Source organism: Pseudoxanthomonas sp. SL93, from assembly GCF_026625825.1.
Lineage (GTDB): Bacteria > Pseudomonadota > Gammaproteobacteria > Xanthomonadales > Xanthomonadaceae > Pseudoxanthomonas_A.
Genome location: NZ_CP113065.1, coordinates 805105 through 819828, shown reverse-complemented (window position 1 = coordinate 819828; position 14724 = coordinate 805105). Strand labels below are relative to the sequence as shown.

11 protein-coding genes are annotated in these 14724 nt (G+C 68.8%); 6 read left to right on the top strand and 5 right to left on the bottom strand.

Going from position 1 to position 14724, the window contains the following annotated elements; all coding sequences use genetic code 11:
• Positions 1-7 precede the first annotated feature (7 nt).
• A complete protein-coding gene (gene rne / locus OVA13_RS03775; protein WP_267792480.1) occupies positions 8-3184 on the top strand; it encodes a ribonuclease E in 3177 nt (1058 codons plus the stop codon).
• Positions 3185-3282: 98 nt separating this feature from the next.
• Here the strand turns inward: rne and OVA13_RS03770 are convergent, their stop codons facing one another.
• The gene (locus OVA13_RS03770; RefSeq protein WP_267792479.1) at positions 3283-3930 is read right to left on the bottom strand and encodes a response regulator; all 648 of its coding nucleotides are present in this window, start codon (positions 3928-3930) and stop codon (positions 3283-3285) included.
• 148 nt (positions 3931-4078) lie between these two features.
• Between OVA13_RS03770 and OVA13_RS03765 the strand changes: the two genes are divergently transcribed.
• From OVA13_RS03765 to OVA13_RS03755, 3 genes are all read left to right on the top strand, one after another.
• Positions 4079-4951, top strand: coding sequence for a M28 family peptidase (locus OVA13_RS03765; protein WP_267792478.1), 873 nt, complete (start codon positions 4079-4081; stop codon positions 4949-4951).
• 444 nt (positions 4952-5395) lie between these two features.
• A complete protein-coding gene (locus OVA13_RS03760) occupies positions 5396-5617 on the top strand; it encodes a DUF2188 domain-containing protein (protein ID WP_267792477.1) in 222 nt (73 codons plus the stop codon).
• Positions 5618-5717: 100 nt separating this feature from the next.
• Positions 5718-6524 (top strand): isocitrate lyase/PEP mutase family protein, encoded by an 807-nt coding sequence (locus tag OVA13_RS03755; RefSeq protein WP_267792476.1) that lies wholly within the window; start codon positions 5718-5720, stop codon positions 6522-6524.
• Positions 6525-7038: 514 nt separating this feature from the next.
• Here the strand turns inward: OVA13_RS03755 and OVA13_RS03750 are convergent.
• A complete protein-coding gene (locus tag OVA13_RS03750) occupies positions 7039-7944 on the bottom strand; it encodes a LysR family transcriptional regulator (protein ID WP_267792475.1) in 906 nt (301 codons plus the stop codon).
• A 108-nt stretch (positions 7945-8052) separates the two neighbouring features.
• Between OVA13_RS03750 and OVA13_RS03745 the strand changes: the two genes are divergently transcribed.
• Complete coding sequence (locus OVA13_RS03745) at positions 8053-8895, top strand: type 1 glutamine amidotransferase domain-containing protein (protein ID WP_267792474.1); 843 nt, start codon at positions 8053-8055, stop codon at positions 8893-8895.
• Between the two features lie 133 nt (positions 8896-9028).
• On the opposite strand, the gene OVA13_RS03740 is transcribed toward OVA13_RS03745, so the two are convergent.
• Together OVA13_RS03740 and OVA13_RS03735 are read right to left on the bottom strand one after the other, a co-directional pair.
• Positions 9029-10195 (bottom strand): serine hydrolase domain-containing protein, encoded by a 1167-nt coding sequence (locus tag OVA13_RS03740; RefSeq protein ID WP_267792473.1) that lies wholly within the window; start codon positions 10193-10195, stop codon positions 9029-9031.
• A gap of 93 nt (positions 10196-10288) precedes the next feature.
• Positions 10289-13414 carry a sensor histidine kinase gene (locus OVA13_RS03735; protein WP_267792472.1) on the bottom strand — a complete coding sequence of 1042 codons (3126 nt, stop codon included), beginning with the start codon at positions 13412-13414 and terminating at the stop codon, positions 10289-10291.
• 312 nt (positions 13415-13726) lie between these two features.
• Between OVA13_RS03735 and OVA13_RS03730 the strand changes: the two genes are divergently transcribed.
• Positions 13727-14158 carry a penta-EF hand family protein gene (locus OVA13_RS03730; protein WP_267792471.1) on the top strand — a complete coding sequence of 144 codons (432 nt, stop codon included), beginning with the start codon at positions 13727-13729 and terminating at the stop codon, positions 14156-14158.
• Between the two features lie 84 nt (positions 14159-14242).
• On the opposite strand, the gene OVA13_RS03725 is transcribed toward OVA13_RS03730, so the two are convergent.
• Positions 14243-14524, bottom strand: a complete 282-nt coding sequence (locus tag OVA13_RS03725) for a hypothetical protein (RefSeq protein ID WP_267792470.1) — start codon at positions 14522-14524, stop codon at positions 14243-14245.
• Positions 14525-14724: the final 200 nt, after the last annotated feature.

The following is a 14724-nucleotide window of genomic DNA, read 5'->3' as shown; positions in this document are numbered from 1 at the left end:
ACGCACCATGAAACGCATGTTGATCAACGCTACGCAGGCCGAAGAGCTGCGCGTGGCCATCGTCGACGGTCAGACCCTGTACGACATCGATATCGAACAGCCGTCGAAGGAACAGAAGAAGTCCAACATCTACAAGGGCCGCATCACCCGGCTCGAGCCCTCCCTGGAAGCCGCCTTCGTCGATTACGGCGCGGACCGCCATGGCTTCCTGCCGCTGAAGGAAATCTCCCGCGATTACTTCCAGGCCGGCGTCGACCACAACAAGGCCGGCATCCGCGAGCTGCTGAAGGAAGGCCAGGAAGTCGTCGTGCAGGTCGACAAGGACGAGCGCGGCAACAAGGGCGCCGCCCTGACCACGTTCATCTCGCTGGCCGGCCGCTACATGGTGCTGATGCCCAACTCGCCCACCGCCGGTGGCGTGTCGCGCCGCATCGAGGGCGACGACCGGGCCGAGCTGAAGAAGGCGATGGATGCGCTGGCCATTCCCGACGACATGGGCGTGATCATCCGCACCGCCGGCGTCGGCCGTGATGCCGAAGAGCTGCAGTGGGACCTGGATTACCTGCTCAGCGTCTGGAAGGCCATCGCCGAAGCGGCGCTGACCAAGCCGGCCCCGTTCCTGATCTACCAGGAAAGCCGCCTGATCGTGCGCGCCCTGCGCGACTACCTGCGCAGCGACGTGGGCGAGATCCTGGTCGACACCGACGAACTGTACGAAACCGCCCGCGAGTTCATGCAGCAGGTCATGCCGCACAACCTGCGCAAGCTGAAGGCGTACAAGGACGACATCCCGCTGTTCAACCGCTTCCAGATCGAATCGCAGATCGAAGGCGCCTACGAACGCAACGTCCGCCTGCCCTCCGGCGGCTCCATCGTGGTCGACCAGACCGAAGCCCTGACCGCGATCGACGTCAACTCGGCGCGCGCCACCAAGGGCGGCGACATCGAAGAGACGGCGTTCCACACCAACATGGAAGCGGCCGAGGAAGTGGCCCGCCAGCTGCGCCTGCGCGACCTGGGTGGCCTGGTGGTGATCGACTTCATCGACATGTCGAGCAACAAGCACCAGCGCGAAGTCGAGAACAAGCTGCAGAACGCGCTGAAGTACGACCGCGCCCGCGTGCAGATCGGCCGCATCTCGCGCTTCGGCCTGCTTGAGATGAGCCGCCAGCGCCTGCGTCCGTCGCTGGGCGAGTCCAGCCAGATCGTCTGCCCGCGCTGCGAAGGCCATGGCCGCATGCGCAGCGTCGAGTCGCTGTCTCTGTCGATCATCCGCGTGGCCGAAGAGCACGCGATGAAGGACAACACCGGGCAGGTGCTGATCCAGGCCCCGCTCGAGATCGCCAACTTCCTGCTCAACGAGAAGCGCAGCGCGCTGCGCGAGATCGAGCAGCGCCACGACGCGCCCGTCATCATCGTTGCCGACGAGTCCCTGCATACCCCGCACTACGAGGTCACCCGCATCCGCGAGAACGAGCTCGGCGAGGAAAGCAGCAAGCCCAGCTACCAGCGTGGTACGCCACGCAAGCTGCCGGTGCATGCATTGACCAAGGCGCAGCTCAACATCCCGGCCGCGCCTGCCGTCACCCACGTCAAGCACGCCCAGCCGGCCCCGGTGCGCGAGGAACGCGAAGCCCCCGTGGCGTTCGCCGCTCCCGCCCCGGTCGTCGCGCCCGTCGTCGCTGCCGCGCCTGCGGCCAGTGGTGGGGTGATCGGCTGGTTCAAGCGCCTGCTCGGTGGCAATGAAGCCGCCGCGCCGGCACCGCAGGCACGTCCGCAGCAGGATGGCCGCCAGCGCAGTGACCGCAACGACCGCAACGGTCGCCGCGAAAACCGCGACAACCGTGAAGGCCGCGGCCCGCAACGCCAGGACCGAGGCGGCCAGCCGCAGCAGCGTCGCGACGAGCGCAAGCCGCAGGGCGGCCAGGCGCAGGCGCAGAAGCCGCGCGGTGATCAGCAGCCGCAGAAGCAGGCACAGCCGCAGGGCCAGAAGCCGCAGAACCCGCCGCAGCAGCCCAAGGCACCGAAGCCGCAGCAGAATGCCGGCGGCAACGCGAACGCCCCGCGCAATCCGTCGCCGCGCCCGGCCGACGCCCCCAAGCCGGCCAAGCCCGATGCGGTGGTGGCGGACGCCGACGGCATCGTGCAGGTCGCTCCCGTCGCGGCGGCCGCCATCGTGGCCACCGAAACCGCACGTCCGGTCGCCGCGCCTTCGCCGGCCAAGCTGCAGGAAACCGCATCGGCCGAAGCCGATGCCGATGAGCTGATCGCGGAAGGCGCCGAAGGCGCCGTCGCCTCCGGCGAGGCCGGTGAAACCGGTGAAGGTGGTCGCCGCCGTCGTGGCCGCCGTGGTGGCCGTCGCCGCCGTCGTGGCAATGGCGAAGCCGCCGGCGCCGGCGACGAGATGGCCATGGACGACCTGGGCAGCGATGAAGCCGCTCCGGTGGCCAGCCGCTCGCAGCCCGAGTTCGATTTCGACGACGACACCGTCGTGCCCGTCGCCACGCCCGCCCCGCGCGAACGCGCCGCCGCCGTGGCGGTGACCGCCATCGCCGCGGCTCCGGTCGTCGCATCGTCGCCCGTCGCAGAACCGGTGGCGGCCGCCGCGCCGGCGGTCTTCGAGACGCCCGCACCGATCAGCGTCGAAGCCAAGGCCGAAGTTGCTGCCACCGTCCAGGCCGAAGCGCCGGTCGGCGTCGCCGTGGTCGAACAGGCCAAGGCCCAGATCGCCGCGGAACCCGCACCGGTGATTGAAGCCGTCGCCGCGCCGGTGCCGGCACCCGTGGTGGAAGTAGCGGTCATCGCGCCGGTCCAGGCCACACCGGTGGAAGCCCCGGCACCCGAGATCGCTGCTCCCGTCGTGGCAAACGCCCCCGCGGTTCTCGAAACGCCGCCCGTCGAGCCGACGCAGGAAACCCCTGTCGTCGCGGCTGCGCCTGCCGTGGCGCCTCAGGCACCCGTCGCCAAGCCTGCCGCTCCGGCAGCGCCGCGCGGCAGCACGGGTTCGCTGTTCTTCGTGGCCGATGCGGATACGCCGGCCTCGGTGACGCGTAGCCTGTTCGAACCCGTGCCGACGCCCAAGCCGGTGGAAGAACCCGCCGCGCCGCCGGTCATCGCGCACAACGATGACGACACGGCCGACAAGCCCGAGGGCGACGAAGGCAACAACGAACGCAGCGCCTGATCCAGGCGCCGCGCTTCACCCGACACTGGCCGCGAAAGCGGCCAGTGTCGTTTCAGGTCAGGGAAAAGCGGGCATCGACGGCCGCCGATGCGACGGCATCAGAGCGCGCGGGACGGGTCCGACAGGCCCCATTGCGCGGCCAGCCGTGCCAGGGCGATGTTGTCCTGCACGCCGGTCTTCTCGAACAGGCGGGTCTTGTGCGTGTTCACCGTCTTCGCGCTCAGGCTCAGGCGCTTGGCGATCTCTTCCTGCCGCAGCCCCTGGGTCAGCAGCATCGCCACTTCCAGTTCGCGCGGCGACAGCGCATCGAAGGGCGAAGCATCCCCGCCCACCGTATGCAACGCCAGGTTTTGCGCAACGTTGACGCCCAGGTAGCGCTTGCCGCGCGCCACATCGCGCACCGCACGGATCAGTTCCGCCGCATCACCACCCTTGCCGATGTAACCGGACGCACCCGCCTCCAGCAGCCGCTTGGGCAATGGCCCGTCCTCCAGCACCGACACGATGATCACGCGCGGCCCGGGTTCGCCACGCACGATGCGCTCGGTGACCTCCAGCCCGCTGTAACCGGGCAGGTGCAGGTCGCACAGCACCACATCGGGTTTCATCTGCCGGATCTGCGGCAGTGCGATCTCGCCGGTCTCCGCTTCGCCGATCACTTCGATGTCCGGATCCGTACCCAGGATCAGCCGCATGCCCGTACGCACCAGCGCGTGGTCGTCGATCAGGAAAACGCGGATGGTCATCGCATGCAGGTTCCGGAACGGGGGTGTGGCGAGACTAGTCCGGCCATGCGGGCCTAGCAAGTTACATTCGATGCCGCCTACCCGCGCCCGCACGCGAACAGACAAGCACATTGCGGCATACTCGGGCCCTTCCATCGGGGATCCTTCCATGTTGCGTCGTCCATCGCTGCTCGCCTGTGCCTGCCTGTTGTCGCTGACCATCGCCCTGCCCGCCTGCGCCGACACCGCCGTTTCCCAGCGTTGGGAAACCCAGGTGCAGCAGATCAGCGCCCATGCGCAGAGCAGCGCGCGGGCGGATGCCATCGGTCAACGCCTGACGGCACTCGGCGTGCCGTGGAAGAAGGAAGCCTTCGAGCGCAATGGCAAGTCCGGCACCAACCTGGTCGCCGACCTGGGCGGAGCGGCCGATGCGCCGCTGCTGCTGATCGGCGCCCACTACGACCAGGTGGAGGTGGGGCATGGCGCCACCGACAACGCCTCCGGCGTGGCCGCGGTGCTGGAACTGGCCGCTGCGTTGCAGGCCAGACCGCTGGCCCACCATCGCGTGCAGGTGGTGTTCTGGGACCTCGAGGAACTGGGCCTGCTGGGCTCGCACGCCTGGGTCACCACGCCCGGTCGCGAGAAGCCCGCGCTGTACGTCAACTTCGATGTGTTCGGCTGGGGCGACACCTTGTGGATGATGTCGCCGGACGCCGACACGCCGCTGGTCGACGCGCTGCGGGCCGCCAGCACCCGGCAGAAGCTCGGCTTCTCGCCCGGCGACAAGTACCCCCCCACCGACCACCTGGCCTTCCTGAAAGCCGGCTGGCCGGCGGTGTCGTTCTCGCTGGTGGCTGGCGACGAGATCTCGCCCATTCTGGAGGTGTTCGGTGGCGGCAAGCCCGCGCAGGTGCCCAAGGTGATGCAGGTGATCCACAGCCCGCGCGACACGGTCGCCGAACTCGACGGCAGCCAGGTGGACGACGCGTTGACCGTGGTGGAAACCGGGCTGCGCGCGTGGGACGCCGCCGCCCGGCACTGACGTCCCGCTCCCCCGCTGCAAACGACAACGGGCCCCGAGGGGCCCGTTCTTGTTGCTGGCTGCTGATGTTTCAGTACGAGAACACGCCTGGCTCTCCGGACGGCGACGGTGTCGGACTCGCGATCGACCGCCAGGCGCAGCAAGGAACAGGGGGATGTCCGTTGCGCTGCGTTTGGTTCTCTCGTGGCTCCCGGGTCGTCGGCCGCAAGGGCTCGGTGAGGAGGGAACTGGCGGCGGAAGGGGTGGATCCGCGTGCCAACCACTGCCGCGTTTTATACGTTCGGGATTGCGAAGACCGTGTGTAGACGGTTCAGCCGCAGCGCACGTTTTTTCCAACGTCTGATGCACATCGCTGAATGCCCGCCAAAGGGTCCTCCCGATTTTGCATCTGCATCACGGTACGGCCCGTAATTTTAGTATCAGGCACTCCCTCTCATCTCCCCCATGATGACCTTCGACCTGTTCAACACCCCCACCGACGACGGCACGTTCGCGCTGTCGATCAACGAGTCGCCGCCGTTGCGGTTTCCCACCCGTGGCGCTGCGCTGCGGTATGCGGTGAAGCTCGCCATGCAGCGACAGCAGCAGGGGCTGGAGTACGCCATCAACGTCGAAGGCGGTGACGGCAAATGGCGCTTGTTCAACGGCATGCGCCTCTGCGCCTGAAGCCGGGGACAGCCACGCAGGGTTGATGTCCGTATGCGGTGAGTCGCCCGCCCCGCCGCATGGCAAGCTGGCGATTCCTGTCGCCGCCTGATGCCCTGCCATGGATGCCCTTCCCACTGCCGCCGCCCGTTTCCGCCACCTGCACCAGCACGGCCTGCTCAGGCTGGCCAACGCCTGGGATGCAGGTACCGCGCGCCTGATCGAAAGCGTAGGCGCGCCTGCTGTCGCCACCACCAGTGCCGGGCTGGCCTGGTCACAGGGCTATCCGGACGGTGACCAGCTGCCGATCAGTGTGTTTTCCGAGGCCGTCGCCGGCATCGCCCGTGTCGTTCGCGTGCCGCTGACCATCGATATCGAGGGCGGCTATTCGGACGATCCTGCTGCGGTGGCGCATACCGTGCTGCAACTGGTCCGCGCTGGTGTGGCCGGCATCAACCTGGAGGATGGCGCTGGCGATCCCGCATTGCTCGCCACCAAGATCCGCCATGTACGCGAGGCCTGCCTGGCGCACGGCGTGGATGTCTTCATCAACGCGCGCACCGATGTGTTCCTGCGTTCGCTGGTCGCCGACCACGCGCGCATCGGCGAAGTGCTCGCGCGCGCCGCGCGCTATCGCGAAGCCGGGGCAGACGGGCTCTTCGTGCCCGCCCTGGTCGATGCGGATGGCATCCGTCGGCTTGCCACCGAGGCGGGCATGCCGTTGAACGTGATGCTGCGCCCGCAGCTGCAGGCGCTGGACACATTGCAGGCCTGGGGCGTGCGCCGGATCAGTACCGGCTCGGCACTGGCGGAATCGATGTACGGGCAACTGCGCGGGCAGGTCGACACATTCCTGCACGCGGACCGCACGGCGTTGCCGGATCCACAGGCCATGGGCTATGGGGCGATCAACGCGCTGTTCGCATGAGTGCCGACAGGATGTGTAGGAATATTCCTACACGCCCCTGCGGCAAACCCCGACTGTGAATGTGAGACGCGGCGCGCATGATGCAGGCGTCCCCGGTAGCACGCCCTGCAAAGGCCAAGATGGCCGCTCAGCAATGGAAACGGGCGCTGTCTTGAGCAAGCAGCACGGCAGGATCCGGGGACTTCCCCCTTCTTTCAGACCCGGCGTCTCTCGGCGACCGGGTTTGTTTTTTTCAGGCGACCGGCACGCGGCTCAGGTGAGCGGTGCCCACAGCTCCGGCACCTGCGCCAGACCGAACAGCAGCAGGGTGGCCGCTGCGATCAGCATCCAGGTCATGTAGCGCGTCAGCATCGTCTTCATCACGACCTCCTTTCCCCTCGGGAAAGTGACTATCGGGGCGAAAAACGCGCGTGTCAAAGGTAAATGCATGCACGTGTGCAGGTAAATGCATGCAGTGGCATGTCGCGCCCGCCACCGCCCCCGCGGGGTATGCGGCGCGCGTCATCCAGGGTCATTACGTGGGTGACGGTGCGGCCAGCGCATCGATCAGGGCACGCGCTGCCGCAGACAGTCGCCGGTGCGGCGCATAGATCATCGAGAACATGCGCGAGCGCCCCCGCAGCGCAGCCAGCACTTCCACCAGCCGGCCCGCGCGCAGCGGCTCCTCCACCACGAAGTCGTAGGTCTGGCAGATGCCCGCGCCGCGCTGCGCCAGCGAAACCACCCCCAGCACATCCTCGGACACGGTGATGCGCGATTCCGGCAGCCATTCGACATCGTCCGTGCCGTTGCGGAACAGCCACGGCGCAAGCCGGCCACTGCTGGGCATCACGAACGGCAGGCAGACATGCCGCGCCAACGCATCCAGCGATGACGGCGTGCCGTAGCGCTGCAGATACTCGGGTGACGCCACCACGCACAAGGCAGCGTCTTCCAGCTTGCGCGCGACCAGCCCGCTGTCGGGCAGCGGACCCAGCCGGATCGCCAGGTCGTAGCCCTCGGCCACCAGATCCACATTGCGGTTGGCGATGTTCACCTCCAGCCGCACCTGCGGGTGCCGTTCCATGAAATCGCGCAGCAGCTCCGGCAGCCGGTAGTGCCCGTACGTGGTCGGCACGCTTATGCGCACCTGCCCGGTCAGCACGCCCGCCTCGCCCTGCACCGCGCGCTCGGCATCGTCGATCAGGTGGAAGGCGGCGCGTGCCTGCTCCACGTAGGCGCGGCCGGCCTCGGTCAGGCCGATGCGGCGCGTGGTCCGCCGCAACAGCTGGCTGCCCAGCCGGCTTTCCAGCCGGACGATCGCACGGCTGATCACCGACGGCGTGGTCGACAGCGCCACCGCCGCGGCCGTCAGCGAGCCGTGGTCCACCACCGCCACCAGCGCCTCGACATCGGCCAGGTGATCGAACCGTCGCGCCATTCTTGCCTCCGGAGAACAGATGAATCCCTCTCAGGCCAATTTATCGCCCCGCGCGCCAAGAATACAGTGCGCGCCATCCCGGGCTTCCCGCCCGCACCGGAGACCCCCATGAAACTGCTCGCCCCCCTCGCCGCCGCCGTCCTGCTCGCCGTCGCCTCGACCAACGCCCAGGCTGCCCACGTGCTGGTGGTGCTGTCCGACGCCGACCACCTCGACCTGCGCGACGGCCAGGTCTACCCCACCGGCTTCTACCTCAACGAACTGATGCAGCCGGTCAAGGCACTGCGCGACGCCGGCCACCAGGTCACCTTCGCCACGCCGGAAGGCCGCGCACCGACGGTGGACCGCACCTCGGTGGACAAGGCCTACTTCGGCAACGATGCCGCCAGCCTGCAATCGCATGCCGACCTGCTGGCGCAGTTGAAGCTGACGTCCGCCACCCAGTCGCCGGTGCTCAGCCTGGCGCGGGTGGAACAGATCGGCTACGGCGAATTCGACGCCGTCTACATCCCCGGCGGCCACGCGCCCATGCAGGACCTGCTGGCCAGCCCCTCGCTGGGACGCCTGCTGACCGACTTCCACCAGCACGGCAAGCCCACCGCCCTGGTCTGCCACGGGCCCATCGCCCTGCTGTCTACGCTGCCAGACAACCCGGTCTTCGTCCGGGGGATGGAACGCGACAACCGTGCGGCCGCACAGCCTGAGTGGATCTACGCCGGCTACCAGGTCACGGTGATCAGCAATGATGAGGAAGAACAGGCCAAGGCCGCGCTCAATGGCGGCCGCATGAAGTTCTATCCGCAGATCGCCTTGCAGCAGGCCGGCGTGGCGTACCGCAGCAACGCCCAGCCGTGGCAGTCGAACGTGGTGGTCGATCGGGAGCTGATCACCGGCCAGAACCCGGCCTCGGCGGTCGACGTGGCGAAGGTGTTGCTGGAGCGGCTGGACTGACGCCGCGGCCCGCCGCGACCCGCCCTGCGCCTGCCTTCCCGGCGGGCGCACGGGTCGCACGGCCGCGCGCTTCCCACACAAAGGGTGGCGCGAGGGCGAAAAACACCCAACGACCCTCGCACCGCCGGTCGCGTCAGTCGATGAACGCCTTGCTGCCGTACTCCCACGTCCACGGCACGCCGGTTTCCCCCAGCACGAAGGCCACCAGCCGCGGGAACGCGCGTTCGGCGCGCACATCGTTGCCCAGGATCACCACGCAGCGCCTGCGCTGCTTCAAGCACACCCAGGTGTTGCCGGTGGAATCGTTGTGGCCGCCCTTGAAGAAGCCCGGGCCCTGCGGCCCATCGAACACCACCACGCCCAACCCCGCTGCCAGGTCCTGGCGGCGCTGCGCGGCCGGCAGTTCGTCCTGCAGCGTGGGGAACTGGCTGGCGGTGGTGATCGGTCGCTGGGGCGTGGTCAGCGCCGACGCGCTGGCCGCGCTCAACCCGTCGCCGTTGACGTAAGCGGCGGCAAAGTTCGCCATGTCGGCGATCGTGGTGTCCATGGAACCGGCGGCCCGCACGCGGCTGCGCTCGTCGTGCGGCTCGGTGCTGCCGTCCTCGTTCCAGCCATCGGCCAGGTTGGCGGCGAAGTCCGGGCGCCAGGTCATGCTGGTGTCGGGCATACCGAAGCGGTCGAACACGCGGCGCTGCATCTCCTGCCCCACATCCAGGCCCAGCCCGCGTTCCAGCACGTACTGCAGCAGGATCAATCCTTCACCGGAATAGGCATACCGGCTGCCGGGCTCGAAATGGATGCGAAGTTTGCCGTCGGGCTCCAGGTAGGCGAAGTTGGCGAAGCCAGCACTGTGCGTCAGCAGCATGCGCGCGGTGATCTGCTTCCAGCGCGCATCACCGGCCAGGTCGGGCCACGGGCCGTACTTGTCCTCGGCAGGATAGTCGGTGAGTGGCTTGTCGAAGTACTCGCCGATGGGGCGGTCGAGGTCCAGCCTGCCCTCGTCCACCAGTTGCATCACGGTCCAGGCGAACACCGCCTTGGTCAGCGATGCGCCGTACATGACGGTGTTCGTCTGCAAGGGATCACCCTGCGCATTGCGCTGGCCGTAGGCGGCCACGTGCACCACCTTGCCGTCGTCGATCACCGCGATGGCCAGCCCGTTGGCCTGCGCCGCGCGCATCGCCGCCACGAGTTCGGCATCCAGCGCGGCACGCGTGGGGAGCGGTGACGGTGGCGGCGTGGTGGCCCACGCGGCGAGCGGAAGCAAGGCAAGCAGGCAGATCGTCGAGGCTAGGCGCATGGGTCCTCCTGTCGGTGCGATGTTACGGATCGGGCGCGCTAAGTTAACCGCCACACGTCATGGGGACGCCCGGCACGGCGTACGCGATGCGCATCAGCTGCGCGTGCGTCGCATGCACAGCCGTCCCGGCCACCAGCGGCGACGCTTGGCACGCATCGCGGCCAGGTAGACCGCGTCGGCCGGCACCCGCAGCAGCACCTGCGTGCCCGCGCGGGGGCCGGGGCCGACCTCCAGCAGCGCGCCGATGCGTTCGGCCCGTTCGCGCATGCCGGCCAGGCCCCAATGCCCCTCGCGGCCGCCGCGCTGCCGCACCTCGACGGGCATGCCGGCGCCGTCGTCGCGCACGCACAGGTGCAGCGCATCGTCCGCGTACGTCAGTTCCACCTCCACGTGGTCGGCGCGGGCATGCTGGAACGCATTGAGCACCGCTTCGCGCGCGATGCGGTACAGCTCGTCGCGCATCAGCGGATCCAGTGCGCGCGGGTCACCGTCCACCACCAGGCGGAAATCGATCGAGAAGTCCGGCACCAGTTCCTCGCCCAGCCCGGCCAGCGCCTCGGGCAGGTCACCCGGCAAGCGCGAGCGGCGCAGGTCCAGCACGCGTTCGCGCGCTTCCACCAGTACTTCATCGGCCCTGTCCAGCACGCGCTCCATCGCCGCATGCGCGGGTGCCTCGCGCCCGAGCGAACCCGCCACCGCGTGGAACCGCAGGATCAGCCCCTGCACGCTCTGCAGCAGCGTGTCGTGCAGTTCGCGCGCGATGCGCTCGCGTTCGCGATGGCGCTCCTGGAGGCGTTCGCGGATCTGCCTGGACAGGTGGCGCAGGCGCAGCAGGTAAGCCACCCACAGCAGCGAGGCCCCCAACATCACGCACAGGGCCATGAACCACGCGGTCTGGTAGTAGCGCGGCGCGATGACGATGGGCAGCGCGGCGCCCTGCGGACTCCAGACGCCGTCGTTGTTGGCGGCGATCACGCGGAAGACGTAGTGGCCGGGGCCCGGGTCGTTGTAGAACGCGGTGCGGCGCGTGCCGGCGTCCTGCCAGTCCTCGTCGTAGCCTTCCAGCCGGTAGCGGAAGCGCACGCGTTCCGGGATCGACAGGCTCAGCGCGGTGTAGGCGATCTGCAGGTTGCGCGTGCCGGGCGGCAGCCGCAGCGTGGCGCCGCCCACGCCATGCGCGCGTTCGTCCGCGGTCACCGTCGCGATGGCCACGGGTGGCGGCGTGGGATTGCGCCGGATCCTGGCTGGATCGATCGACACCACGCCGCTGGTGGTCGCGAACCACAGCCGGCCGTCGCTGCCTTCGGCCGCGGTGGGAATGGGCCGGAACTGCGCCGGTACGCCAGGCAGGCCGTCGAGGAAATCGAACTGCTCGTACACCGGCGCCGCCGCATCAAACAGCCCCGCCACGTCGGCGACCTTCACGTGCAGCACGCCGCGCGCGCCGTTCAACCACAGGTCGCCGTTGCGGGCCTCGACAATGCCGGAAATGCCGCGGAACGGGCTGTCCGCCGGCGCGCGCAGGCTGCGCACGCGTCCCGCCGCGAACCGCGCCAGCCCGCGCTCGCCGCCGATCCAGATGCCGCCGCGGCCTTCCACCAGCGCGGTGACGTTGCCTACCGCCAGACCCTGCTCGGTGCCGATCACCTGCCGCGCGCCGCCGCGCATCACCGTGATCTTGTCGCGCGCGAAGCCCATCCACAGTGCGCCATCGGCCGCGGACAGCAGCGCCAGCGGCGACGAACCGTCGGGCATGCCCGCCTGGTCGCGCAGGTGGTGCCACCTGCCATCCGTCAGGCGATGGATGCCGGGCGTGTTCAACGACACCCACAGCGCGCCGTCGCGGTCACGCGCGATGGCCTGCACCCCGGAATATCCTGACACCGGCAGCGGCGTGACCGGCGCCAGCTGCCCGTCGCGCCACGTCCACAGGCCATCGGGCCCGCCCAGCCAGACCGTGCCTGTGCGGTCGCGGTAGGCGGCCGTGAGCGGCGGGGGCAGGTCCAGGAAGCGCAGCTGCCGGCCCTGCAGCTGCATCAGCGGGCGGTTGCGGCTGCCGACCAGCAGTGAGCCGTCGTCGCCGGCGACGATGGCGAAATCCTGCGCGCCATCGGGCAGCATCGCCAGCACCACGTTGGCATGGCGGAAGCGGTCCAGCCCGCGGCTGCTGCCCACCCAGACATTGCCTTCGCGGTCTTCCAGCACCGGCAGCAGGTAATCGGCGCTGAGTCCGTCGTCCTGGCGGAAATGCTCGAATGCGGGCGCACCTGCTGCCGGCGCCGTGGTGTCCATCGGCCGCGACAGGCGTTGCACGCCCTCGCCCATGGTGGTGGCCCACAAGGTGCCGTCGCGGTCGAACAGCAGGCCGGCCGACGACGCGGCCAGCGATCGTGTCGCAGGTGGCGTGCCGTGGCGTGGCAGCTGGCGCACGCCGCCCTCGTTTTCGGCGATCCACAGGCTGCCGTCCGGCGCCTGTGCGATCTGGCTGATGCGGCCGACCGGCGCGTCCACGGCCTGGAAGACGCGCGTGCCCTTGCGCAGGAAGGCGACGCCACGCTCGGTCGCCACCCACAGCGTGCCCTCGCGATCGACGAAGACGGTGCGCGCCTGCCTGCCGGGCACCTGCCATGCACCCTCCGTGCGCTGCCAGCGGCCCTGGTGCAGGTACACCAGGCCGGTGAACGTGGCGGCCCACAGGCGCCCGTCGTGGTCCTGGGCGAACCGGAACACGGTGCTGGTGGGCAGCCCCTGTGCTTCGCCGTAATGGGTCAGGCGGTCGTTGCGCAGCACGCTGACCGCGCCATAGCGGAAGCCGATCCACAGGCTGCCATCCGGTGCGGCGTGCAGGGCGGAGATGCTGGTGGCGGGGAAAGCCTGCCCACCCGGTGGGTCGTAGCGTTCGAAATCCACGCCGTCGAAGCGGAACAGGCCCACCTGCGTGCCCAGCCACAGATAGCCGTCGGCGGTCTGCGCCAGCGCGGTGATCTGGCCGGGCGCGCCTTCCTTGACGGTCCAGGCGGTGTGGTGGAACTGGGCGATCTGGCGGTGGGCATCCAGCGCCTGCGCCATGCCGGCGAACACCAGCAGCGCGCACAGCAGCACCGCGCGCACCGCATACACGCGCCTGCCGCGCGACCTTCCGGCCCGCCCGATGTGTCCATACCCCACGCTGTCCAACCGATCCCCTTCAACCATCGCCGACACGATGAAAGAACGCACGCGTCCTGCGACAGCGGCCCGCCCCCCGAAGGGCGGTGCATGCAAACGTTCGCTCGGAAGGAACTTTACCCGAGGCGGGTGGCGTGCTGGTGTCCGACTTGGGTCGAACGACGTGGCGATCCGGTTCGCATGGCCGGCCTGCGGCCTTGGCCCGGTGTCGTGCCCCCGCCGCGCCCGGTGCACATGCTCAGTACATTTACCTAGCCACGCTGGTTAGTTCTGCGGTTGAACGCGCGCGCGGCGGCACCCAAGCTGGGTCCATGTTGGTGTCGACAACCGCACGCTGGATCGCGCTCACCCGGGAGAAATGTCATGAAGGCTTCCAAGTTGGCCTTGCTCGCTTCGACGACGCTGCTTGTCGCATACCCCGCGTTCGTCTGCCAGGCGCAGGACGCGACCGTAGCCACCGAGCGCTTCCTGGCACTCGATCTCAACAAGGACGATGTCATCAGCCGGTACGAATACGACAGCGATGCGGCGTTCGCGATGATGGACCACGACCGCAATGGCCGTATCTCGGCAGAGGAACTGCAGGCGATACTCGGCCCGCAGGATCACGCCGGAGTGTCGGCTTCGGAACGGATCATCGGTTCGGACATCGACAGCGATGGCGCGTTGTCGGACAGCGAGCTGCGTCGCAGCCTGAGTTTCCGTTTCCAATGGCTCGACAGGAATGACGACGGCAACGTGGACCTGGCCGAACTGAGGGCGGGCCTGGGCGTCCCCATGATCGGCGGCAAGTAGCGCGATGTTGCAGGGCTGTCGAACGGCTGCGACACCTGCATCGGCGCACCCTTAGCGAACCTGTCGCACGGCTTCCTTCACCGGTTATACGGACAGCAGCCGCATCAAGGCGATGGTCGCCAGCGCCGCCAGCAGCCACACCACCACACGCTTGAACAGCGCAGTATCCAGCGCCCCCTTCCCCGCCGATTCGCGCGGCGGATTGAAGCCCACCACCAGCACGTGCACCGGCAACGCGACCACCAGCAGGAACGCAAACACCCAGTTCAAGGTCTCGCCACCCAGCCGCGGCCAGAGCAACGGCATGGCCACGCCGGCGAAGATGCCGGCCAGTGCGGCGGTGATGGGGGTGGGAGTGAGTTTCATGTGGGGTGGTGTCCGGACAAATCGTTGCCGCAGTCTAGCGGGCGCTTGCAATGCACGGGGCAGAGTCGGATTGGCCGATGGTCGTAGACCGTCGCCCCGGGTAAGCGAAGCGCACCCGGGGAGATGCGTCGGTCGCCATCCAGTGCGAAGGCCCGGGGTGCGGGCGTCGGCCTTGCCCGCGACTACGCTGCCCACCGCCT